Annotated in this window: 22 protein-coding genes; 13 read left to right on the top strand and 9 right to left on the bottom strand. The window is 62.3% G+C overall.

The window, feature by feature from the left end; translation table 11 throughout:
- Window positions 1-35 precede the first annotated feature (35 nt).
- The 12 genes from ABEG21_RS25755 to ABEG21_RS25700 all read left to right on the top strand — a co-directional run bounded on the left by ABEG21_RS25755 (window position 36) and on the right by ABEG21_RS25700 (window position 12,295).
- Window positions 36-1,019, top strand: a complete 984-nt coding sequence (locus ABEG21_RS25755) for an ABC transporter substrate-binding protein (RefSeq protein WP_347558435.1) — start codon at window positions 36-38, stop codon at window positions 1,017-1,019.
- Between the two features lie 34 nt (window positions 1,020-1,053).
- Window positions 1,054-1,980 (top strand): ABC transporter ATP-binding protein, encoded by a 927-nt coding sequence (locus tag ABEG21_RS25750; protein WP_347558434.1) that lies wholly within the window; start codon window positions 1,054-1,056, stop codon window positions 1,978-1,980.
- Window positions 1,981-2,009: 29 nt separating this feature from the next.
- Entirely contained in the window at window positions 2,010-2,783 is a 774-nt protein-coding gene (locus tag ABEG21_RS25745; protein WP_347558433.1) for an ABC transporter permease, read from the top strand.
- Complete coding sequence (locus tag ABEG21_RS25740) at window positions 2,780-3,616, top strand: ABC transporter permease (protein WP_347558432.1); 837 nt, start codon at window positions 2,780-2,782, stop codon at window positions 3,614-3,616. Before ABEG21_RS25745 ends, ABEG21_RS25740 begins: the two co-directional genes overlap by 4 nt.
- A 68-nt stretch (window positions 3,617-3,684) precedes the next feature.
- Window positions 3,685-4,431, top strand: a complete 747-nt coding sequence (locus ABEG21_RS25735) for a class II aldolase/adducin family protein (protein ID WP_347558431.1) — start codon at window positions 3,685-3,687, stop codon at window positions 4,429-4,431.
- Window positions 4,432-4,555: 124 nt separating this feature from the next.
- Entirely contained in the window at window positions 4,556-5,392 is an 837-nt protein-coding gene (locus ABEG21_RS25730; protein ID WP_347558430.1) for a TauD/TfdA family dioxygenase, read from the top strand.
- 33 nt (window positions 5,393-5,425) lie between these two features.
- Window positions 5,426-6,151, top strand: a complete 726-nt coding sequence (locus ABEG21_RS25725; protein ID WP_347558429.1) for a GntR family transcriptional regulator — start codon at window positions 5,426-5,428, stop codon at window positions 6,149-6,151.
- Window positions 6,152-6,319: 168 nt separating this feature from the next.
- Window positions 6,320-7,141: an SDR family oxidoreductase gene (locus tag ABEG21_RS25720; RefSeq protein WP_347558428.1), complete on the top strand. Its 822-nt coding sequence runs from the start codon at window positions 6,320-6,322 to the stop codon at window positions 7,139-7,141.
- Window positions 7,141-8,352, top strand: a complete 1,212-nt coding sequence (locus tag ABEG21_RS25715) for a pyridoxal phosphate-dependent aminotransferase (protein WP_347558427.1) — start codon at window positions 7,141-7,143, stop codon at window positions 8,350-8,352. The genes ABEG21_RS25720 and ABEG21_RS25715 overlap by 1 nt, the downstream gene beginning before the upstream one ends.
- 51 nt (window positions 8,353-8,403) lie before the next feature.
- Window positions 8,404-9,312: an alpha/beta hydrolase gene (locus tag ABEG21_RS25710; RefSeq protein WP_347558426.1), complete on the top strand. Its 909-nt coding sequence runs from the start codon at window positions 8,404-8,406 to the stop codon at window positions 9,310-9,312.
- Between the two features lie 3 nt (window positions 9,313-9,315).
- Window positions 9,316-11,634, top strand: a complete 2,319-nt coding sequence (locus ABEG21_RS25705; protein WP_347558425.1) for a hydantoinase/carbamoylase family amidase — start codon at window positions 9,316-9,318, stop codon at window positions 11,632-11,634.
- 109 nt (window positions 11,635-11,743) lie between these two features.
- Complete coding sequence (locus ABEG21_RS25700) at window positions 11,744-12,295, top strand: DUF2878 domain-containing protein (RefSeq protein ID WP_347558424.1); 552 nt, start codon at window positions 11,744-11,746, stop codon at window positions 12,293-12,295.
- 8 nt (window positions 12,296-12,303) lie between these two features.
- Here ABEG21_RS25700 and ABEG21_RS25695 read toward each other — a convergent pair whose 3' ends face one another.
- The 3 genes from ABEG21_RS25695 to ABEG21_RS25685 all read right to left on the bottom strand — a co-directional run bounded on the left by ABEG21_RS25695 (window position 12,304) and on the right by ABEG21_RS25685 (window position 16,321).
- A complete protein-coding gene (locus ABEG21_RS25695) occupies window positions 12,304-13,395 on the bottom strand; it encodes a LacI family DNA-binding transcriptional regulator (protein WP_347558423.1) in 1,092 nt (363 codons plus the stop codon).
- A gap of 28 nt (window positions 13,396-13,423) precedes the next feature.
- Window positions 13,424-15,598 (bottom strand): aconitase family protein, encoded by a 2,175-nt coding sequence (locus ABEG21_RS25690; RefSeq protein ID WP_347558422.1) that lies wholly within the window; start codon window positions 15,596-15,598, stop codon window positions 13,424-13,426.
- 198 nt (window positions 15,599-15,796) lie between these two features.
- Window positions 15,797-16,321 carry a TIGR00645 family protein gene (locus ABEG21_RS25685; RefSeq protein WP_347559105.1) on the bottom strand — a complete coding sequence of 175 codons (525 nt, stop codon included), beginning with the start codon at window positions 16,319-16,321 and terminating at the stop codon, window positions 15,797-15,799.
- A 247-nt stretch (window positions 16,322-16,568) separates the two neighbouring features.
- Here ABEG21_RS25685 and ABEG21_RS25680 point away from each other — a divergent pair, with 247 nt between their 5' ends.
- The gene (locus ABEG21_RS25680; protein WP_347558421.1) at window positions 16,569-17,567 is read left to right on the top strand and encodes a CHAD domain-containing protein; all 999 of its coding nucleotides are present in this window, start codon (window positions 16,569-16,571) and stop codon (window positions 17,565-17,567) included.
- A 77-nt stretch (window positions 17,568-17,644) separates the two neighbouring features.
- Here ABEG21_RS25680 and ABEG21_RS25675 read toward each other — a convergent pair whose 3' ends face one another.
- The 6 genes from ABEG21_RS25675 to ABEG21_RS25650 form a co-directional block, all read right to left on the bottom strand.
- Window positions 17,645-17,944 (bottom strand): hypothetical protein, encoded by a 300-nt coding sequence (locus ABEG21_RS25675; protein WP_347558420.1) that lies wholly within the window; start codon window positions 17,942-17,944, stop codon window positions 17,645-17,647.
- A 756-nt stretch (window positions 17,945-18,700) separates the two neighbouring features.
- Entirely contained in the window at window positions 18,701-19,108 is a 408-nt protein-coding gene (locus ABEG21_RS25670) for an H-NS histone family protein (protein ID WP_347559104.1), read from the bottom strand.
- Window positions 19,109-19,573: 465 nt separating this feature from the next.
- The gene (locus tag ABEG21_RS25665) at window positions 19,574-19,996 is read right to left on the bottom strand and encodes a hypothetical protein (RefSeq protein WP_347558419.1); all 423 of its coding nucleotides are present in this window, start codon (window positions 19,994-19,996) and stop codon (window positions 19,574-19,576) included.
- 232 nt (window positions 19,997-20,228) lie between these two features.
- Window positions 20,229-20,933 (bottom strand): ABC transporter permease, encoded by a 705-nt coding sequence (locus ABEG21_RS25660; protein ID WP_347559103.1) that lies wholly within the window; start codon window positions 20,931-20,933, stop codon window positions 20,229-20,231.
- Between the two features lie 172 nt (window positions 20,934-21,105).
- Window positions 21,106-22,383: an ABC transporter permease gene (locus tag ABEG21_RS25655; RefSeq protein ID WP_347559102.1), complete on the bottom strand. Its 1,278-nt coding sequence runs from the start codon at window positions 22,381-22,383 to the stop codon at window positions 21,106-21,108.
- 59 nt (window positions 22,384-22,442) lie between these two features.
- Entirely contained in the window at window positions 22,443-23,390 is a 948-nt protein-coding gene (locus ABEG21_RS25650) for an ABC transporter substrate-binding protein (protein ID WP_347558418.1), read from the bottom strand.
- Window positions 23,391-23,405: the final 15 nt, after the last annotated feature.

Raw genomic sequence — 23,405 nt, 5'->3', positions numbered from 1 at the left:
GAAAAGCAATGATCAGGTCGTCGATTGTCCGCGGTATGCTGGTTGCAGGGGCCTTTTTGGTATGCGCGGCGCAGTCCGCGGTAGTCCATGCGGAAGATAAAGTGTCGGTGCGTTTGCGCTGGCTACCGCAGGCGCAGTTCGCGGGCTACTACGTTGCAAAGGCCAAGGGCTTCTATAAGGACGCAGGCCTCGACGTCACGATCAATCCCGGCGGTCCCAATATCAATGTGGAAACATTGGTGGGATCGAACGCCGATACCTTCGGTGTAGGCGGCGGCGCCGATGCACAGATGTTCGCCCGCGAAAAAGGGCTGCCCTTGGTCGTGATCGGCATGATGCTCCAGCAAAGCCCCCACGTTTTCGTGGTGCGCGCGAAGTCGGGGATCAAGACCCTGGCGGACTTCAAGGGCAAGAAGGTTTCCACCTGGTTTACCGGCGCGCAATACACGCTCTATGCCATGCTCGCCACGCAGAAGTTGACGGCTTCGGATCTGACGATGGTGCCGCAGGCAGCGTCGATGTCGCCGTTTATCAACGGTGATTTCGATGTCGCCACAGCCACGCGATATAACGAATTCGTGACGCTGCAAGAAGACGGTATCAACGATCTCACCGTGTTCAAGCCGTCCGATTACGGTGTAACGGCGGTGGCGGATTCGATCGTCGTCTCGGAGACCTACCTGAAGGAGCATCGCAAGGAGTCGCAGGCGTTTCTCGATGCCACGTTGAAGGGATGGGCTTACGCCTTCGCGCATCGTAAGGAAGCGATCGATATCGTCATGGCGCAGTCGCCCGGCCTCAAGCGACCGCACCAGGAAGCGATGCTCGACCAGTACGCGACGCTCGCGTTGGGCGGCAAGGATGGCAAGAGCGGCATCGGTGAGGTCGATATGAGCGTGGTCGATACGATCCAGCAGCGGCTGCTGACCTACAAGGCCCTGAAAGCACCTGTCGATTTGAACAAGGCATTCGACCCGACGCTCTGGCAGCAGGTCCCGGCCGCAGACAAATCGCTGTGATTCGCTTTCGTCCAAAACCCATAGGGGCATTTGCTTGAACGATCTCGCTCTCGATACGGCCGCGCCTTATCGGTCTGACACGCCCGCTGGCCTTTCGGCCCATACATCCGCCTATACCGCAAGCGCCGCCGGTGCGTCGACGTCCGCCGCCGTGCCCGGACAATCGGTGCCGCAACTCGAGCTGGTCAACGTCTGGAAGCGATTCGGCAACGGCGCCCAGGAAACGGTGGCCGTGCGCAATGTCGACTTACGGATTCGCCGCGGCGAGTTCGTGACGCTCGTCGGGCCTTCCGGCTGCGGCAAGTCGACCCTGTTCAATATGATCGCCGGCCTGCTGCCGCCCGACGACGACGGGGCGGTGCTGTTCGACAATGTGCCCCAGCCCGATGGCAAGTTGTTGGGTAAGGTCGCGTTCATGCCGCAACGCGATCTGCTATTCCCCTGGCGAACGGTGCTGGACAACGCGATTCTGGCCCTCGAAGTGGAGGGCATGTCTCGCAGCGAAGCGCGCCGGCGCGCCGAAGCAATGTTCCCCGAGTTCGGCTTGAGCGGTTTCGAGAAACATTATCCGCAACAGCTGTCGGGCGGTATGCGCCAACGCGTCGCGTTGATGCGGACCTTCCTCTTCGAACGCGATCTGATGCTGCTGGACGAGCCTTTCGGTGCACTCGATGCGTTGACGCGTACGAAGATGCAGCACTGGCTTCTCAATATTTGGGCGAAGCGTCGACGCACCGTGCTGTTCATCACGCACGATATCGATGAAGCGATTTTTCTCGGTGATCGGGTCGTGGTGATGACGTCGCGCCCCGGCACGATCAAGTGCGAGGAAGTAATCGATCTGCCGCGACCACGCGATCCGTCACTGGTCACCGATCCGACCTTCATCGCAATCAAGAAACGCTTGCTCGACGTGATCGAGGAAGAAAGCATGAAGTCGTTTGCCGCCAATCGCGCTTGAGAGAGGTATCCCCAATGGCATCGTCCGCCATGTCTTATCCGAAGGCGCCGGCCTGGCTGCGTTCGCAAGCGGCAACCACCTGCCTCACGGTGATCGCGCTGGCGTTCGCCTGGCAGTTTGGTACGCTGCTATTCCATGTGTCCCCGCGCTATCTCCCGGCGCTCTCCGCGGTGGCCGTGGATGCATGGTCGATTCACGATGCCTTGTTGGCCAGTTTCGGTCGAACGTTGCTCGAAACCGTTCTGGGTTTTGTCGGCGGCACGATTCTGGGTGCGCTGTTCGGCGTGACGTTCGCCTATGTGCGCACATTGGAACGGTCGGTGTTTCCGATCTTCGTCGTCTCGCAAACGATGCCAGTGGTGGCCTTTGGTGCCCTGGTCGTGATCTGGTTCGGCAACACCTTGCTTGCAAAGGTGGTCATGGCGCTGTTCCTATCCTTCTTCCCGGTGACGGTAAATACGCTGCGCGGACTGCGCGCGGTGGATCCGTCGCAGATCGATCTGATGCGCTCCTTCGGTGCAAGCCGATTGACGCTCTTTATGAAATTGGCGTTGCCTAGCGCCCTGCCGCAAATCATGGTCGGCCTGCGCGTGGCGATTGCCCTCAGCCTGATCGGCTCGATCGTCGGCGAATGGTTTGGCGAGACGGTCGGTTTGGGCGTGATGTTATTGCAGTCGATGTACACCGAGGACATGGTACGTCTGTGGACGACGATCGTTGCCTGCGGCGTCATGGGAAGCGGCTTATATGGCTTGATTTCGGCCGTTGAACGGAGGGTGGTCTGGTGGCATTCGTCGATATGAGCAATTCCTCCAACGAGACACGGGCCCTGACGCCCGATGCGTCGGCAATCACGCCGCGCGCGGAAGCCGGCTCGACGCTCCGCAGCGCACTGCGGCGCTTGGATGCCGTGTGGCCGGTCCTGCTAACGCTCCTGATCATCGTCGTACTGTGGGAGGGCGCGATTCGACTGTTCAAGATTCCCCCTTTCGTGTTGCCGCACTTGACCGCGGTTGCGGAACGGATGGGACAGGATGGATCGCTGCTGCGGACCGCCTTGTTTGCAACGGTGGGCGAGTCGCTCGGCGGGTTTGTCTTGGGCGGCCTGATCGGCGTATTGCTTGGCGTGGTGCTGCATTCGTCGAAAGCGCTGGAACGGATCGTGATGCCGGTGCTGGTGGCCGTGAATTCGGTGCCGATCGTCGGCTATGTGCCATTGACGTTGATCTGGTTCGGCATGGGTTCCGCGTCGAAGGTCGCGCTGGTTGCGTTGTCGACGGGCTTCGTGGTCCTCGTCAACGCCTTGCATGGTTTGAAACGGGCCGAGCCCGCGGCAATCGGCTTGATGCGCAGCTTCGGCGCGTCGCGTCTGTCGATCTTGCGACGGCTGCAATTGCCGGCGGCGCTGCCGTCGATCGTGACGGGTCTGCGGGTCGCCCTGCCGCGCAGTATGGTGATCGCGATCGTTAGCGAAATGCTCGGCGCCTATCAAGGCATCGGACGGATCATTTTCGAATCGACGCAACAGGTCGACTATTTAGGCGTCTGGGTGGCGGTCGTGAGCGCGTCGCTGGCCAGCATGATCCTGTATGGCGCGATCGCCGCAATCGATAAGCGGCTCGTGTGGTGGCAGTAGCGTCGCGACGACGCGTTCCGATCCGTGCGGCGGCGCAACTCGAATGAACCTCTTGGCAGAGAAAGGCGATGGACGAAAGAGAAAAGGCACTTCGCGTGGAACTGGCGGCCTGTTACCGCCTGGTGGCGCATTACGGACTTGACGATCTGATCTACAACCATATTTCGGTGCGCCTGCCCGACGAGCCCGGCCATTTCCTGATCAATCCCTACGGATTGTTTTTCTCGGAAATCAATGCGTCCTGCTTCGTCAAGATCGATCACGACGGCAATAAGGTCGAGCCGAGCGATCATCCGGTGAACCGGGCCGGTTTCGTCATTCATAGCGCGATCCATGCCGGTCGCGCGGATGCGCACTGTGTCTTGCATACGCACTCCGAGGCGGCTACCGCCGTGTCGGCCTTGGAAAAAGGACTTGAGCCGTACAGTCAGTTCGCGATGCGTTATCAGGGACATACCGGTTATCACGATTACGAGGGCGTGGCGCTCGAATTGGGCGAGCGTGAGCGCCTGGTGCGTGATCTCGGCACCCATCACACGCTGGTTCTCCGCAATCACGGCGTCTTGACGGTGGGTCGAACGGTGCCGGAGGCGTTCGTGTTGATGCATCACTTCGAACGTGCCGCACGCATCCAGCTGGCAGTACAAGCCGCGGCGGGTGGCGGCGCTTGCGTGGTCTTGCCGTCGCCTGAGATCACGGCGTTGGCGTCGCGGCAATTCAACGAGCAGTCCGGCGATATCCTGCCGGCCGGGATGCGCGAATGGCCGGCTTTTATCCGGATGCTCGACAAGATCGATCCAAGCTATCGGGACTGAAATGCATCGCGGAAAAAGGCAGGGCGGCGAGGGTGGGCAGCGGGATCGATGGCGGGTGATCGCGCCGCGTGAGAATGGGGATGTCGAGAGCAGGCGACGACGATAAACCAAGGAGCAGCAGCGAATGGAATTGCGTACCATCACGCCGTTCATCGGCATGGAAGTCGGCGGTATCGATTTGCGGGAACCGGTTGGCGATGCGGATTTTGCCTTGATCCGCCATGCCTTGAATACGCACGCGCTGCTGCTGTTTCGCGGGCAGACATTGACGGAAGCCGATCACGTCGGTTTCTCGCGTCGTTTTGGCCCGCTGTTGACGCATGTGCTAAAGCAGTTCCTGAAGCCGGATTTCCCCGAGGTGTATGTCCTGTCGAACGTCGTGGATGGCGGCAAGCCGATCGGCAATCACAAGGAAGGCTGGAACTGGCACTCCGATCTTTCGTATAAAGCGGAGCCTTGTCTGGGCTCGCTGCTGTACGCCTTGGAGACGCCCCCGGAAGGGGCGGACACGTTATTCGCATCGATGCATGCGGCCTATGAAGCGCTGGATGGCGAGACGCAAAAGCGGATTCGTTCGCTGAAAGGCGTGCATTCCTACGCGACTTATTATGGAAAAGCCTTTGCCGATCGCACGCCGTTATCGGATGCGCAACGCGAGGCGGTGCCGGACATCAGCCATCCGCTGGTGCGCACCCATCCCGAAACAGGGCGACTGTCGCTGTACGTAGGGCAAGATGTCGTGCGCGGCATCGAGGGAATGGCCGAGGAGGGCGATGCATTGCTGGCGGAGCTGAACGCCCATGCGATCGATCCGCGATTTACCTATCGCCATGTCTGGCAACCGGGCGATTTATTGATTTGGGACAACCGTTCGACGATGCATTGCGCAACGCCGTACGATGATGAGAAATATCGCCGGGTCATGCATCGCACGACGGTGGCCGGCGATAGACCGTTTTAGCCTTTGCAGGTAAGCAAGATGAAGCACACGACGATGGAAAATATAACGCCCGTGCCGGACACCTCGGCGCCGCTGGAAAAGCCGGCGACCTTGGCGGAGACGATTCAAAAAGCGCTGGAAAATCAGATTTTCAGTGGTGCGCTGATCCCCGGCGCGCGGCTCGATGAGGCCGAGATCTCCGCGCAGTTCGGCGCCTCGCGCACGCCGGTTCGCGAAGCGTTCAAGGCGCTGGAAGCGCTTGGGCTCGTCGAGATGCGCGGCCGTCAGGGCGTGACCGTGGCGACGCTGTCACTGCCCATGCTCACCGAGATGTTCGAGGTCATGGCGGCATTGGAAGGCTTGTGTGCACGCTTTGCCGCGCGGCGCGCGACGCCGGCGCAGAAGGCCGCGATGATCGCGACGCATGCCGAATTGACGCAGGCATTGAGCACGCAGGATTCGCCGCGCTTCTACGAAATAAACGCCGTGTTTCACGATCAGCTTTACGAGGCATCGAACACGGCCTACGTGGCGGAGCAGACCCGCGCACTGCGCAAGCGCGTGGCGCCCTATCGACGGTTCGTTACTTATCAGCCGGGCCGGATGACATCGACGATCGACGAGCATCAACGAATCATCGATGCCATCGTCAAGGCCGACGCCGATGGCGCGCAACTCGCGGCGAGCGATCACGTCGTGCTGCTTGGTGACGATCTCGTCGACTTCATTGCCGCGGTACCGCATCTGCAAACGGTATCGAATGCGTCGTTCATGTCTTGACGCGACCGATCGCCATCGCGGCTTACCTCGGCCAAGGCCGATGATCCTGGTCTGCCAGGGACTTTTTCCGGATGAGCGCGCCGCCATGAAGCGTGTGGGGTGCGTCAGCCACCCGTGGGCGCTGCCGATCCACTCGGCACGCCACACTTTTTTGTGAGACTGAAGACGATGAATCTCGACCTATCCGGTAAAACCGTTCTGATCACTGGCGCATCCAAGGGCATCGGGCTGGCAACGGCCTGGGCCTTTGCCGCCGAAGGCTGTCATTTGCATCTGGCCGCCCGTAACGCGGAAGCGTTGTCCGCGGCCGCCGAGGCGATTCAGGCACGACATGGTGTCACGGTCAGCATCTATCCGATGAATCTGGGTGAAGAAGGCGCGATGCCAACGTTGGCGGAAGCGGTAGGCGATATCGATATCCTGATCAACAACGCCGGCGACATTCCGTCCGGCCCCTTGGATGCCTTGGACCCGGCCGCGATCCGTCGCGGTTTCGAGCTGAAGGTATTCGGCTATATGGAGCTCACGCGCGCGTATTTCTCGAAAATGCAGGCGCGGGGTGGTGGCGTGATCATCAACGATATCGGCAACTCGGGCGAAAATTGGGATGCGAACTATATCGCCGGTTCGACGGGAAACGCCGCGTTGATGGCGTTTACGCGCGCGCTGGGCGGTGTCAGCCTCGATGACAATATCCGCGTCGTCGGCGTGAATCCGGGGCCGGTGGAAACGGATCGGATGGTGAAACTGATGAAGCGCCGCGCGCAGGATATGTACGGCGACGAAACGCAATGGGAAGCGCTTTTCGCCATGTATCCGGGCGGCCGGCCGGCAAAGTCCGAGGAAGTCGCGGACTTGATGGTGTTTCTGGCGTCGCCACGCGCGGCCTATATCACCGGCACAATCGTGACGATCGACGGCGGCATTGCCGCGCGCGGTTCGATCATCAAGACGAGCAAAAAGGCGCAGGCCGCCGCGGGAGCGGTTTGATGAGCACCGTTCACGCCGTGGCGCAGGAACGCAACGCCTATTTCGATACGCTGTTCAACACGCCGGACTTGATGTGGCTTGGGCAGAACACCAACCACGCGCCGACGCATCCCGCCGTGCGCGCCGCCTTGCATGCCGCGATCGACGATGCCGGTTTCAATGCCTATGCACCGCCATTGGGTTTGGAGGCCCTGCGGGACGCGATCGTTGCCGATCTTGGTTTGAAAGGGGAGGCCGCTGCGTCGCGCGCCGTGGTTACCGACGGGGCCGTCGCGGCCCTGGCGCTCGCCTGTCGGGCTTTCTGCGGGCCGGGCAAGGGCTTCGTGACGACGGATCCGGGCTGGAAATGGCCGCTGCAGTTCGCCGCGCGCGCCGGCTCGCCGATTACCGAGATACCGATCTACGGCGACGAGCATGCGTTCCGCCTCGGCGCCGATGCGCTGCGCGCGGCGACGCGATCGGCATCGGACAGCGACGCGGCCAGCCTAAGCAGTCCGGAAGCGGGCGCGGCAACCGCCGTGATTTACCTGGTCGATCCGAATAATCCGCTCGGCGTCTGCTACACCCGTGACGAGATCAAGGCTTTCGCCGATCGGGCGAAGGAGATCGGTGCGATTCTGATCCACGACTGCACGTACCGGGACTTTGCGGCGGAGCACACGCTGGCGGCCGATTTCTATCCGGAAGGCACGGTGACGATCGTCAGTTTCTCGAAATGGTTGGGTTTCGCGGGGCTGCGGCTGGGCGCGCTGGTGGCGCACCCGTCCCTGCTCGATCGCATCCTGCCGTTCTCGGAGGCGCCGTTGGGCGCCAGCGTCATTGCGCAGAAAGGTGCTTTGGCGGGCTTCTCGGTCAAGGCCGAGTGGCTCACCACCTTGCGTGCGCTGGTGCAGCAGAACCAAGCGGATGTGGTCGAGGCGGTAAAGCTTCAGCCGGGCTTGAAGGTCGCGGTCTATCCCTCGCATGGCAATTTTCTGGTGATCGAGTGTGTCGATGCCGGCGTGCGACCGGAAGCGTTGGTTAAGGCATTTGCCGCGCACGGCATCATGGTTCGGCAGGGTGCGTATCACACGCCGCGCTTCGGGGACCGTTTCATCAAGGTCAGCCTGTCGGTGCCGCGCGCGTGGTCCCAAGCCTTTTGTGACTGCCTGCCGCATGCCTTGCAAGCGGCACGCGAGCAAGGCGACGCGCCTATCGCGGCACAGTTTTGATCGGTGGCGCCAGGACGGCGCCGCACGCGACGCAAACGAAAGGAAATCAAGATGAATGTGGCAAGTGGCTTTGCGAGTACGCCCGATGGCGTGCGCTTGTATTACGAGGAAGCGGGGCATGTGGTCGGCCAGCCGCGTACGCCGGTGATCTTCGTCCATGAGTTTGGCGGCGATCATCGAAGCTGGGAGCCGCAAATGCGCTATTTCGCGCGGCGTCACCGCGTGATCACCTACGCGGCGCGCGGCTATGCGCCGTCGGACGTCCCGACCGATCTGGACGCTTATACGCAGGAAAACGCGGCCGACGATATCGCCGCGGTGCTGGACCATCTGGGTATCGATCGGGCGCACGTGGTGGGCTTGTCGATGGGCGGCTTCGCCACCGTGCATTTCGGCTTGCGGCACGCCGGGCGCGCCTTGTCGTTGACGGTGGCCGGGGCTGGCTATGGTGCGGAGAAGCAGTACGAGGATTACTTCCGCGGGGTCTCGCGCGACGTGGCCGATCAATTCGAGAAACAAGGCGCCGACGTCTTCGCCAAAACGTATTCCCTGGGGGCGAGCCGCGTGCAGTATCAGAACAAGGATCCGCGCGGCTGGCAGGAGTTCGCCACGCAATTGGGCGAACACGATGCGATCGGCGCCGCCAATACGATGCGTGGCGTGCAGGCGCGCCGACCGTCCTTGTATGACCTCGAGGATGACTTGCGTGTGATGTCGGTGCCGACGCTGGTCGTCGTCGGCGATGAGGACGATCATTGTCTGCAGCCGGGCATTTTCCTGAAAAAGACCTTGCCGGCCTGTGGCCTGTCGGTTTTCCCGAAGACCGGGCATACCTTGAACCTGGAGGAGCCTGCGGCGTTCAACGCGCAGCTGGCGGAGTTTTTTGCCCAGGTGGAAGCGGGCGCGTGGACCGTACGCGATCCGCGCGCGCTGCCGTCGCAAATCATGAAGACGAGTTGAACCATGGCCGCAACAGGCGAGATAGCGACAATCCTCGACGATAACGATCCCTTGCTCGATGGCGCCCGCCTCTGGGCCCGTCTGCACGCGTTGGCGGCATGCGGCGGGCGCGATGACGGCGGCGTCAATCGCCAGGCGCTGAGCGACGCCGATGCGCACGCGTGGCGGCTATTCCTCGATTGGGCCGCGCCATTGGGGATCGAGGCCGCGGTGGATGAAGCCTGCAACTTCTATCTGACGTTGCCGGGTCGGGATCGCACGCTACCGCCTTTATTGCTCGGCAGTCATCTCGATAGTCAGCCCTCCGGTGGCCGCTTCGATGGCGCCTACGGCGTGATGGCTGCCTTCGAAACGCTCGCCTGCCGGGCGCTGCGAGGCGTCGAGGGTATCGACGGCCCGGACTTCCCCCATTCCCGCCGCGATATCGTCGCCGTCGCCTGGATGAACGAGGAAGGCTCTCGCTTCGCGCCCGGTATGATGGGCTCGCGTGTGTTTGCCGGCGCCGCGCAGATGGCGGCGTATCGCGACGTCGTCGATGCGGACGGCTTGTGCGTGGGGGACGAGGCCGACCGTATGCTGGCCGCGTTTCCGGACTTGCCGCGCAAGCCCGCGGGCTTCCCGGTTGCCGGCTATCTCGAATTGCATATCGAACAAGGTCCGGTACTGGAAGCCACGGGGCATACGATCGGCGTGGTCACCGGTATTCAAGGTAAGCGGACCTGGCGCGTAACGATCGATGGGGAGGCCGGACATGCCGGCACCGTCGATACCGCTTTGCGACAGGATGCGATGTTTGCATTCGCGCGCATCGCGGCGGCGTTGGAGCGCGACGTCGCGGCCGATGATCCGGACGTGAAGTTGACGATCGGCCGCGTTATGGCAGAGCCCAATGCGCCGTCGGTGATCGCCCGGAAGGTAATCTTCAGCGTCGACCTGCGGCATCCCGACAATGCGACGCTGTCCCGGCTCGGCGCGTTGATCGAGACACTCTGCGCGACGCACGCGGGACCATGCCAGGTTCGCTGCGACGTGCTCTCGGACGCACCGTCCAATGATTTCGACAGCGATTGGCAGACGCGCATCGCGGGCGCCGCCGAACGGCTCGGCTATTCGGCGATGCCGATCCTATCGGCGGCCGGTCACGATGCGCGCTATCTCGCGCAGGTGACGCCCAGTGCGATGATCTTTATTCCGAGTCGCGACGGCGTTAGCCACGCCCCGCATGAATGGTCCAGCGAACACGATGTGACGGCGGGCGCGCGGGTGCTGGCGCATGTCGTCGATGCCTGGCTCGCGGACGATGCGGCGCTTGCGGACACGGACAACGGGAGGTCTGCGGCGGCGCTATCGACGACGCGCGTGATCCAGGACATGGCGACGATGCCGGTGCAATTGCCGCATGCGCCGCACGGTGCCGCGCAGCAACGTGCGCGTTTTTTCAATTCGGGCAATGCCTTCGACATTGCCCTGCCGGCGGTGCCGGCTGCGCGTTTCCTGCTGCCGGAACAGAGTCTCGTATGCGATCAGCAGACGCGTTTGCACTCGCCCGTGCCGGCCACGACGCCATTCATGGCGGCACGGTATTGGCGGCTTGGCGCAGGCGAGACGCTTGCGCTGGACGCGGTGATGGCGGCCTGCAGCGGTGCGATCTGGTATGTGCTGGAAGGCGGCGGCCGCTGCGAGTGGCAACACGATGCCGAGGCGTCCATCGCGTGGCGCGAGGGGGACGTCTTTCTATTGCCTGGCGCGTCGGGCGGGACATTGGTCGCGGGCGCTAGCGGCGCGATGTTGTGGAGCGTCGATAACAGTCCGCTCCTCGCGCATGAACGCGTGCGGCCCTTGACGGCGGCGGAGTCGATGGCCATACAGACGCCGACGACCCCAGCGATACAAGCGGTTCATTATCCGGCCGAGGAAATCGAGCGGCAGTTGCAGACGCTGTTCGAGACGAAGGCCAATGCGGAAACGTCCGGCTTCGCTTTGATTTTTTCCAGCGCGGCGCTCGAGGAAAGCCGCAATCTGCTGCCGTCGTTGACGCTCAGTTTGAACACCTTGCCAGCGGGCGAGGTGCAGCGTCCGCATCGCCACAACTCGGCGGCGCTGACCTTGGTGCTGGCAGGCGACGCGTGCTATTCGATGGTGGACGGCGAACGGTGCGATTGGGAATATGGGATGACGTTGGTGACGCCGGCAGGCGCCTGGCATTCGCATCATAATGACGGCCAGGCAGCGGTTCGCGCGCGTTTTCTGATCGTGCAGGACGGTGGCCTGTATTATCACGGAAGAACGATGGGATTCACGTTCGCCGACGTGCCGAGCTGACCTAGGGGTTTGCCGCGTGCCGGTGCTCTGCCGGCATGGCCGGACGCGATCCCGACGCCTTACGGCGCTTCTTGCCGTGGTGGTGTTTCGATAGCGTCTGGAGTGACATTTGACTGAGTTCGTGAAGCATCTGCGACAACCCTGGATCGCACGAACGCTCTATTTGATTGCCTGCCATATTGGCTGGTTCGTCAGCATCTTGAGCGCGGCCGCGCATATGGCCTGGATCGGTGCCCTCTTTTCCCTCGGCATGTTTGCCTATCACCTGGTGTTGGCGGAGCGGCCGCGCGAGGAGGCGATACTCGTTGGCATCGCGCTATTGGGCGCGGCCTGCTGGGAATCGGCGATCGTGCGTGGCCACATCATTGTCTATGCCACCGGCCAGTTTTGGCCGGGCACGGCGCCGTACTGGATTCTCGGCCTGTGGATGCAGCTTGCGATTCAAGTCAATGTCTTGCTGGCCTGGTTCAAGCGACATCTGTGGCTCGCCGCGCTGATCGGGGCGATTGCCGGGCCGCTGTCGTTTCGCGCCGGCGTGGCGATGGGGGCAGGGCGTTTCCCGGATGTCACGTTGGCGAGCATCGTATTAGCCCTCGGCTGGGCCTGCTTGTTTCCCGCGCTGATGGCGTTGGGGCGGCGCTGGGACGGCATGGCGCTCTAGGACGGCGATCAGATCGTATCGCGATCGATCAAAGCAAAGCCGACGTCGGCACAGAGCGGCGTCGCGGTAAGCCGTGTGGCGCCATCGGCCGCCGACTCCGCCTGCAGCCTATCGAGCAGCGCCCGTGCGGCCATGGCACCGATCCGGCGACCGTCTACATGGACGGTGGAGAGTCTGGGTTCCGTTTCCGCCGCAAATTCGAGATCGCCAAAGCCGCAGATCGCCAAGGATTCCGGGATCGCCACGCCGGCGGCTTTCGCTTCCCGAAGCACCCCTAGCGCCACGAGATCCGAACCGCAGAAAATCGCGTCGATCGCGGCATCCTGGTCGCGTAAGCGACGATAGGCCTCCTTGCCGATGGCGACCGAGCTCGGCGGATCGACAATGACCTCCCGTATTTCCGAGATGCCCTCGGCGGCGAGCGTCTCTCGAAAGCCGCCGCGACGGGCCATCGCGCGTTCGTCGTTGGCCGATACCAGCGCGGGCCGATGGACGCCGCGCTGCAGGAAGCGCCGCGCCACCGCCTCGCCCACCTGGTGATGTGAAAAGCCGATCAGCATGTCGATAGGCGCATCGGTGATGTCCCAGGTTTCGACGATCAGCAGGTCCAGCACGGACAGCCGCTGCCGCAGGCTGTCCGTGTGCGCGACGCCGGTCAGCAACACGCCTTCGGGGCGACGACTCATCACCGCATCGAGCAATTGCTCCTCGTTCTGATCGTCATAGCCGCTGAGCGCGAGCAGCACTTGATAGCCGGCCGCGGACATCGCTTCGCTAAAGGCCTGGATCGTTTCCGAGAAAAGCGAGTGCACGATCGTCGGCACGATGGCGGCAATCAGGCGCGATCGCGCCGACGACAGGCCCCCCGCCAGACGGTTCGGCACATAGCCCAGCTTTTGCACCGCTTCGCGCACGCGCTCCAGAGTCTCCGGCGCGACGGTTTGCGGTTGATTGAATACGCGCGAGACGGTAATGGGCGACACGCCGGCGCTGCGCGCGACGTCGGTGATACGCGGCGGCTTCAGCGTGCCGCGTACGCGACGCGGCGCGGGCAAGGAAGCGTCTGTTGCATCGACTGCCTTGTACTCGGACTCGGCCATGGGGACGGATTCCTGTAGCGGCGCGGCGTCAGACGGGTGCGCGCGGCAATTGGCCGCTCACATAGCGCTGTTGCAGCGCTTCGAACGAGACGATTTCGCCTGCGATCGCGCTGGCGGCGACGGTCGCGGGGCTGCCGAGCCAGACATTGCCGGGACCGCCGCGTCCCGGGAAATTGCGATTGATGGCGCTGATCGTGACTTGCTGCGCGTTCTCCGAAGAGCCTGGGCCGCAGTTGCCGCACGCGCCGCAACTAGGCTGCAACATTCGCGCCCCCACGGCTTCGAAGGCGCTCAGATAGCCGGCGCTCGCACAGTGGTCGCGCACGGCCGTCGTCCCGAATTGCAGGAAAAGGCGAACGTGCGGGGCGACGCGCAGCCCGCGATCGGCTGCCCAGCGCAACACGCCGTGATATTGATCGAAGTCGTCGCGCTTGCCGGCCGTGCAGGAACCGCCGTAGGCGATATCGACGCGGACCGGGTCCGCCAAGGCCGCGAGCGCCATTCCGTTACCCGGATCGCCGGGCCGCGCCAGCATGGGGCCGATGGCTGAACAGTCGACGGCGATGTCGGTGTCGTAGACGGCGTCCGCGTCACTGTGCATCCACGGCGCCACCGAGAATGCGATGCCACGGCGTTCGCGCAGGAAGCGCACCGTTTCGGCATCGGGGGCGACGAGGCCGGTAAAGCCGCCCAGTTCCGCGACCATATTCGTCAGCGTGGCGCGCGCGTCGGTCGTCATCGATTGCACGCCGCTGCCGGTGAATTCGAATACTTTACCGACGCAGCTGCCATCCCGAATGATCGGCAAGGCCAACAGATGAAGGACGATATCCTTTGCACTGGCGCCCGCCTGCAGGGCGCCGTCGAGCGTGACGCGCACGCTCGACGGCAACTTCATGCGCACGGCGCCGGTAACGAAGGCGTTGGCCATATCGGTCGTGCCGACGCCGAAGGCGACGCAGCCGATCGCACCACTGTGCGGTGTGTGCGAGTCCGTCCCGACGACCAGCTGTCCCGGTAAGGCATAGTGCTCGATCATCATCGCGTGCGAGATGCCCGCGACGTTGCTGCCATCGTCGCGGGCCGCCTCGCTTTCGGTCAGCGTCCGATGCATGCGCAAGCCATAGGCGTCGGCAAAATCCCGTTGTGCCTGAATCATCTTTCTGAGATTCGGCAGCATGCCGGCCCGCACATGCGTGATGCTCTCATCCGCATAGGAGGTGTGATCTTCGAAAACGACGATGCTGCCAGGATCCTCCAACGGCACCGCGGCGCCGGTCTGCGGGTCTCGCATGGCCGCCAACATCGTTGACGCCATGCCCGTGTAGTATTCGTGGATGAAGCGCCAGTCCGATCTGACGAAGACGCCGTCGCCCGCGACCGGCATTGCCGGCGTGCCCGCGGCGGGTAAGAGGTGGCGGGCAACGATTTTCTCGAACAGCGTCTTCGGGCGGCCCGCGACGGTGCCGCCGCTGGATGGCTCGGCAGTCGCTGCGGTCGCGGACTTGGGCGCCCAGAGCGTGTTTTCCGGGCGCAAATGCGCGCGACCGTATTTCAACAGGCCGCCGCTGTGCAGGATCGCCTGCGTCAGTGCATCACGCCCGGCCGTCAATTCCGCCAACGGAATCGCTTCGCCGGCTGCAATACGCGCGAGCAATCCGAAATCCGTCGACGTGTAGAGACCGATATTGTCGGCGTTCTGCCGATAGATTCGCTCGAAGCTCTCGGCGACGATCAGGCGTACCCCTGCGTGGCGCTCGGCAGCCGGGCTGTGTTCCCGCGACGAGCCTTTGCCATAACGCTTGCCGGCCACGACGACCTCGAAGCCGGCACGGCGCACGGCGTCGGCACCGATGGGCGCCTGGCCGTCTGCCGTTCGAAATCCGGTATAGGGGAAGCGGCCGAGGGTCTCGTCGTAGTAGGCGAGAATCGGCAAGGGCGTGATCTCATCGGTCGAGATATCGTCGCGTAGGGGTTGCGCTGCCGCCAGTCGTGCCTGCACCCATGCGGCGCCCGTCGCGACGTCGTCGGGCTGAGGCTGCGCCAGGCTGTTCGTCACGCCCGAAGGCGGGGTGCTCAGGAACAGAAAGCGCGGCGCGAAGGTAAGCGACGCCGACTGCGTTTCCGCGTCCGACAATGGCGAAACCGGCTGCGTTGCGTTCGGCGCGGTACCAGGTTCGATGGGAGCAGGCGAGACGTTCATAGTGCTGACAGACGCGATCCCGTGCGGGTAGTCGACTTGAGGCCAGGGGCGGTCGGCTGATGGCAGCGGGTAACACGGAGGTTCGGTTAAATCGATACTTTAACGCGAAGCCGGACGGTCGTCCCTGTCTTTATCGGTCGCGGCGTCCGCGCAGGGAGTCGGCGTGCGCGCCGATCGAACGACTGCGCCGCGGTCCGTTCAGAGCGATTCGTCCTGTTCGATTTTCTGATCCCGGATGCGGGTCATCAAGACATCCATGCCCGCAAGCAGCACGGCCGAGACGACAAAGGCCATGTGGATGCCGATACCCCATGCCAGCGTGCGTGTGCTCACTTGATCGAGGCTCATGAAATTCTTCAATAGCTCGATCGCCGAGATGGCGACGATGGAGGCCATCAGTTTCAGTTTCAAGTCGCTGAAGCCGATATGAGAGATCCAATCGGGGGTGTCCTTATGACCTTCGAGATCCAATTTCGAGACGAAGTTCTGATAGCCGCCGAACATGATCATCAGCATCAGATTGCCCATCAACGAAAGATCGATCAGCGACAGCAATCCCAAAATCGTATCGTCGACTGACATCGATACCATATTGCTGAACATATGCCAGCATTCCTGCCCAAATTTAAACAAGAGCAACAACATGCTCAGCGCCAGGCCGATATACATCGGTGCGAGGATCCAGCGCGACGCAAAAATCCCGCGCTCGATGGCAAATTCGATGATGTGATTCGGTTGTCCGGCGTTTTTCTGCTTGGTGTTCATGATTTTATCGATAGCAAGGTAATCCGGGCTGCCCTGACTGCGCTGGCCCGGTCCTGACCGCATGCCGCCGTGTTACCCGCGCAGCGGCGCAAGCATCGGGCATTGCATCTCATTATGCATGAAAGCATTTCGTAATGTACGGACGGCTTGGAGCAGGCACCGCGCTTGCATGGTATCTCGCATTGATGGCCGTGGGAGGAAAGCAATGCAAGAAGGGCCTGAAGGAGACAAAGTGCCGAACGGCACACGCGCCGAACATCGCAACGGTGCGGCAATCGACCGCAACATCGCGGCGACGTATGACACCGCGTTGGCGGAGTATGACTATTTGGCACGGCCTTTGTGGGATACCGTGCGGGATCGGGTGGCGGAATGCCGCCGTTTGCGCGGCGATACCGACCCAGAGGTCATCCATGCGCTGCGCGTGACGTTGCGCCGGTTGAAAGCGCTACAGTGGGTTTATCGCCCACGCCTTCCGGCAACGCAAGGCGACGCCGAGCGCGATGCGACTCGGATCTTGCGGCGTGCCGCCGGCAGCGTGCGCGATTGGGATGTGGCATTGGCGCTTGCCGAACATTGGTTGCCGCGAGCCCAAAAAACGCGGACTGTGCTGACCACGGTCCGCGCCGACGCAGCGGTCTTTGGCGTAAGCCGCCTCGCCGAGCATGTGGCGCAGCTCAGCGAGATGCCCAGCGTAGCGGCGGAGGCGGTAACATCCCATGTGCCGGAGGCGATGGCGAGCGCGGTTTCCGTGGACTTGGATTTTCTTGCCGCGCGCCTGAAGACCGCGCAGAAGCAACTCCGCAAGCGCGGCAAGCGCGCCGCTCGGAAGGGCGCTGAAGCCTATGCTGCGTTGCACGAGGTTCGCAAAGCGGGGAAGCGCGTCCGTGACGTTCACGCTTTGATGGTCGGTTTTACCCATTCCCAAGTGACACGTGCCGCTTCGACACATCGTGCCTGGAAGCGCGCGCGAAAGATGGATCGCTGGGCGAGTCGACTGTTGGGAAAGGATCAGCGCAAGCGCTTGCAACGCGTTCAATCGCGTTTCGGTGCCTTGAACGACGTGGTTCACTCGGCAACCTTGTTGCAGGATACGGCCGAACGCTCCCGTCGATTCGCGCAAACCAGGGGCGTCAGGCGGCTTATCCGGACGCTCGACCAGGTGGCTGAAGGATACCGGCGCCGCGCCATCGCACTGCTATAGCATGACGCTGGCATAGGCGCGGCGATTTGAACGGCGGGGGTCGGCAGGGCAGCACGTCCCCGATCCGGTCGTCCGATTCAGGGGAGTGTGCTGTTGATGCAATTCTTGTAGGCGAGATCGTGCACTTGCTGCGTCGTGCCACTGTACTGGCGCTTGTCGTAGTACATCCCAATCGCTTCGCCCCCGAACAAATCGACGACGGACTTTGCCAAATGGTCGGCGCTGGCCTTGTTGCGTGCGTACGCGACCGTTTCCTCTTTCGGTTTGCCGGCGTCCCGCATCGCAGACAATGTCACGAGAAAATTGGCGAAATAGTCACAATCCCCGATAGTGTTTTTAGCCTGCACGGGTGCGGCAAACAGCATCGCTGCAGCCATGACACTTCCGGCGGCCCATTTCACGGAGGCGCGTAAGGGGGCAGGCGTCGTGGACGAAAGATTTAATTGGGAGCGCGGCATCGTAGGCAACATCGTGTGGCTTGGGGTCGTCATTTTACATGGACTCTAGCGCACCTCGCCGCATGACGTCCCGCACGAAGCCATCAACGGGCGATCGCGACAATGAGAATGATCAACGTCTATTACCCCCAGCATTACGGGCCGAAAACGGCCGGCTTGTCTCTGTTACCGTTGCTTGAACTGCATACTGCCCGCGGGTTTTGACGACGTGAGGGTTCAATTGCAGGAGCTGCGTGAGTGCCGATTTGTATTCAAATTTATGACAATCAGACGTTTCATTAATTCTCACCGAAGCCTCGTCGGATAAGAAATGCCACGTCAATTAATTCTGTCCGTCACGATCGTGACGGCTTGCAATATCCGGTACTTTACACGCAACATATTGCTCCGTGCCGAAAGGGGTGTCGGCTAATAGGCGCGTTCGGCGCGGATGCCGCTTGCCGATTATTTCTTGATTTAGTGCGTCGCCTGCTATTGCCCGTGTTGAGACCGAAAAATCGCGGACGAAAATATGCGGGTCGTTCATGCAGCGTTGATCACCGCATAGTCGAAATGAAACAACGCCGGATCGATGCATTTATCGATGCATCGACCCGGCGTCGCATGAGACTGGTTGGCAACGTCGGCCGTTATCGGACGCCCGCTTTGCCCTCGTCCAAAACCGCCATGTCTCGCTTAAATCGCGAAGAGTTCGCGGTCCTTGCCGAGGATCCACTTCGGCGGTTTGCCGCGGCCCGACCAAGTCGTGCCGCTTTCGGGATCGCGATAGCGCGGTGCGACGGGCTGGCGGTTGGCGCTACGCGCCGGCCGGCCGACCTTCGGCCCCAAACCAACTTCCGATGCCGTCAGGTCGAACAAGCTGATCAGCTTGCGTACTTCAATCAATGCATCGTGCCGTGCCGCGGTACGTTGGGACTCGATTTCCTTGTCCAGTGCCGCGCGTTGTTCCAGAAGAGCTGCGAGATCCAATTTTTTATCCGCTTTCATTTTAAATTTGGCAAAAGAGTTGCGACCCTGCGAAAAGCATTCCGATCCGTCGGTGAAGGTCGCCGATAGTAAATTACCGAGCGAAAACCCAGGCACGTTCGACAAAACCAAACACATTACTGCCGACGGCGATTGGGTAACATCTTATCAATGACGGTTCAGCTTCTTCCGCTATTTGATCGAACGCTTGCCGCGTATGTTGAAAGATGCGCCGATATCGGTATAAAGTAAAGCATTAATTGGCGTGAATCGGATAAATCGCAGTTTATACAAGGCCGGATGTGTGCAATCTCGCACGTGATCCGCTACGGTGCCCAGATGGATGTCGTGAAATAGAAAGGCCGCGGCTATATAACATCGTAAGTTAATGTAACCAAGGCTTAATCGTACCGATGTATTGAAAAGTCATCGTGCGTGCCGGGCATTCCCGTGTCACGGCAGATTAATATTGTCGGAAAGAATGTCGCGCTTCGGCGCAGTCGAGAATATCCGACGGACCGAAGTGCAATGAGAAACAAGAATCAGGCGGAGTCGACGGGGCTGCGTCGTGCGATCGCGCCGTTAGATCGTGCAACGCGCGACGGCGAAGCGGACGGTCGGCTCGTTGCGTTCGCCCTGCCGTTTGGCGTTATCGCGATAGTCGCCGGCGACGAGGGTTGCGCCATTGTCCTGCTGTTTGATCACGATGTCCCAGCCATCGGTTCGGATTAACTGCGCCGGCCCTCGAGGGGTATCGACCTTTTGCACGCGCGTGAATAGCCGTTGGCTGACGCAGCGCGCCACATCGTCGGCCTCCCGCGTGGATTGAAGATAGATGGGCGGCAGATCGGCGATCGGCGCGCTGGTCATCACCGGATTACGCGATGCGACGTCGGTTGTGGTGCCGCAGGCGGACAGCAGGATGGATGCGGCGGCCGCAAGCAGTGCGGCTGCCGCGCACCGGCGCGACACGGGGGCGCGGGCGTGCGGAAAATGACAGATCATGATGTGGTCTGAGCGGTGGCAATACGGGCCCGAAGGCCGCCGGACACGTTCTGCTCGACGTGTTTCCCGTATTCTACGTGAGCGCGCTTTTTTCGGCGCTATCGGGAGTCCCTCGCGGTCCGACACCGGTGCGCGCCGCGGCGCCAGATGACCGCGTTGGGTAGCGATATCGGGTAGTTGCGCACCACCCGGCTATCGACAAAGTTGCCGCCAGCACTGTACCGGCGTTGCCTCAACGCGCTGGCCAGCGCCACAGCGCGACGAGGCCGAGTCCTTCGTAGATCAATACCGCCAATGCGGCGATGACGATGGCGCCCTGCACGATAAAGGCTGTATTCGATGTTTGCAGGCCGGCGATGATGACATCGCCGAGACTGGATGCCGCGACAGTCGAGCCAATGGTGGCGGTGCCTAAATTAATAACGAGTGCGAGGCGCACGCCGTGAAAGATAACCGGTCCGGCCAATGGCAATTCCACTTGCCAGAGCCGTTGCCAGGCGTTCATGCCCATGCCGAACGCGGCCTCACGCGTGGCATCCGGGATGCGCTGCAGCCCCGCGAGCGTACTCTCGAACACTGGCAACAGGCCATAGAGCGTCAATGAAAACAGGACGGGCTTGGCACCGAAACCCAGCGCTGGAACCGCCAATGCGAGCACCGCGACGGGCGGAAAGGTCTGCGCGATATTGGCGATGCTACGCGCGATGGGTAAGAAGTCGGCGGCTGAGGCGCGGGTGACGATAACGGCTGCCGCGATGGCGGCGCCTCCGCCTATCGCGCTGGCCTCGACGACCAGTAACAGATGCGCCAGTGCCAGGCGCCAAAGACTGTCACGGTCGTATATGGCCGGCGCGCCGTTGTCGGTCAGGGGGGCAAGCCAGCGCGTGAACCATTGCGGTTCCGATAGAAACACGCCGAGCGCGCTTGCCAGCAGCATCAGCGCGATCACGCGCGAAATCGTGGCGGTGCGAAAGGTTGGCGTGGCCTGACGCGCGGCGTGTGCCTCCGAGGGCGGCGTTTCAGGCGATTCGTGCTCCGGTGGCGTGGATCCGCCGGTCGGACCGTGCTCGATCATCGAGGTGTTCATTGCGCGGCGTGATGTCATGGCGTCAAGGGCCTGCGTCGTCGATGCGGGTCAGGTCGGCAAGGGCACTGAAGACGACCGAGGCAAGCAGCGCAAGCGCCACCGTGGGCAGCGCGCCTAGCAAAACCAGGTCGCTGGCCGATTGGCCGAGACCTTGAAATATAAACGTGCCGAAGCCGCCGCCGCCGATCAAGGCCGCCACGGCGGCGAGACCGACATTTTGGACCAACACGATGCGGATGCCGCTCAGCAGAACCGGCAATGCGAACGGGAATTCGATCATCATCAGACGTTGGCGTCGCGTCATGCCCATGCCGTTTGCGGCTTCGATCAAGGTCTCCGGCACCTCGCCGATGCCGGTCACGACACTGGCAGTCAAGGGCAGCAGCGAATACAGGAACAGCGCGAGGATCGCGGGCGCCATGCCAATGCCACGGATACCCAGCGCCGCCATTGCCGGGCTATGCAGCGCAAGCCAGCCGAGCGGTGCCATCAAGAGGCCGAACAAGGCCATGCTGGGGATCGTCTGGACGATGTTCAACACGGGCAGCATGATGGCGCGCAGGGCGGCAACGCGTGTGCAGGCAATGCCGAGCGGGATGCCGACGACCAGCGCCGCAACTACGGCGCCGCCGACGATCGACACATGATGTTGCGCTTCGCGCCAGAACGCCGGCGCGCGCGATGCGTATTCCTGCATGACCGACAGGCGCGCCCAGATGCCGCTGTGAAACAGCAGCGCCAGCACCGCCAAAACGATGGCGAGCACGGCAAGGCGCGGCCACGGCCGCAAGGCCCGCTTGGCCAGCGCGTCGGTGATCAGAATGGCGAAGGCAAAGGCCAGCGTCCAGGCACCCGAACCCGGTGAAACGCGTGCGAATGTCTGCGTCGGACTGACGAGCAAAGCCGGCGCCATTCCCACGCCGACGCAAAGCGCAAGCAAGCCTATCCCGCCGATCGACGCACGCAACCAGGGATGGCTTCGGATGCACACGAATAGCAGGCACAGGGCCAATACGGCGACCGTCAACAAGGTCGCGCCGTGCCAGGCAACATGCGGCAACGGTGGGGGCGCCTGCGGTACTTGAAACAGATCGGCCGAGAGGTCGACGTTGCCGGTGGCGGGACGTGTGGGAAACGGCGCGGGCCAGGCCGATGCCAGCGCCAGCAGCGCCACGTCCTTGCCGGCGACGATGCGGTTTGCCCGAAAGAGGACAAACGGTTGCCAGAACGCGGCATAGCCGATTAGTAAGGCCAGCAGCACGCCGACGCGGTCCAGTCGCTGCCGAATACACGATCGCAACGGCGACCGCCGCGTGTGGGCGGTATTGGCGCGGTTCGCGTGTCCGGAGACCGGAACGGTCACTTCGACAAGCCCTTCGCCTTCAGGTAGGCGGCCGCCACCGCCTCAGCCGGTTCGCCATTGAGTTGAATGCGGGCATTAAGGGCCTGCAATGTCTTCAGATCGAGGCCGGCGAATACCGGTTTCAACCATTCCGCGATCTGCGGATGCGCTTGCAACACGGACGCACGAATCACCGGCGCGGGGGCATAGACCGGCTGCACGTGTTTGCTGTCGGCAAGGACGACGAGTCCGGCCGCGGCGATGCCGCCATCGGTGCCGTAGACCATTGCCGCGTTCACGCCATTGGTCTGTTCCGCCGCCGCCTTGATCGTGGCCGCCGTGTCGCCGCCCGACAGAACGATCAGCTGCGATTGTTTCAGATCGAAGTGATAGGCTTTTTCGAACGATGGGAGTGCCGATGCGCTGTTGACGAATTCAGCCGATGCCGCCAGTTTGGCGTTGTTGCCCGCGGTGCTGACCCACTTCGCGAAATCGTCGAGCGTCTTCAGCTTGTGTGCGTTGGCGACGTCGGCCGTGACCGCGATACCCCAGGTGTTGTCGGCCGGCGCCGGCGCCAGCCAAATCAGGTGCTGTGGTGCGTCGAGCGCGCGGGCTTCCTGGTATGACTTGGCTGGATCCTTCCAGGCGGGGTCGGCGGCCTTGTTATAAAAGAAGGCCGCGTTGCCCGTATATTCGGGATAGACGTCGATTTCACCGGAGACCAGCGCCTTGCGGACGATCGGCGTGGAGCCCAAGCCGATCTTGTCGTTGACCGTCACGCCATGTGCTTGCAGCGTGAGCTTGATCAGATTGCCGAGCAGACTCCCCTCGGTGTCGATTTTCGACGCAACCGTTACCGGCGTGTTGTCGGCGGCCGAGACCGCCGGGGAGAACGCGCTAAAACCACAGGTAAGGGACAGGGCCAGCACGGCCGCCGAGAGGGTGAGGCGTGGGCGTGACGACATGCGCGCTCCTTCGTT

Source organism: Robbsia sp. KACC 23696 (genome assembly GCF_039852015.1).
Classification (GTDB): domain Bacteria; phylum Pseudomonadota; class Gammaproteobacteria; order Burkholderiales; family Burkholderiaceae; genus Robbsia.
The sequence above is the reverse complement of the archived record's forward strand: the minus strand, read 5'-3'. Positions and strand labels throughout refer to the sequence as shown.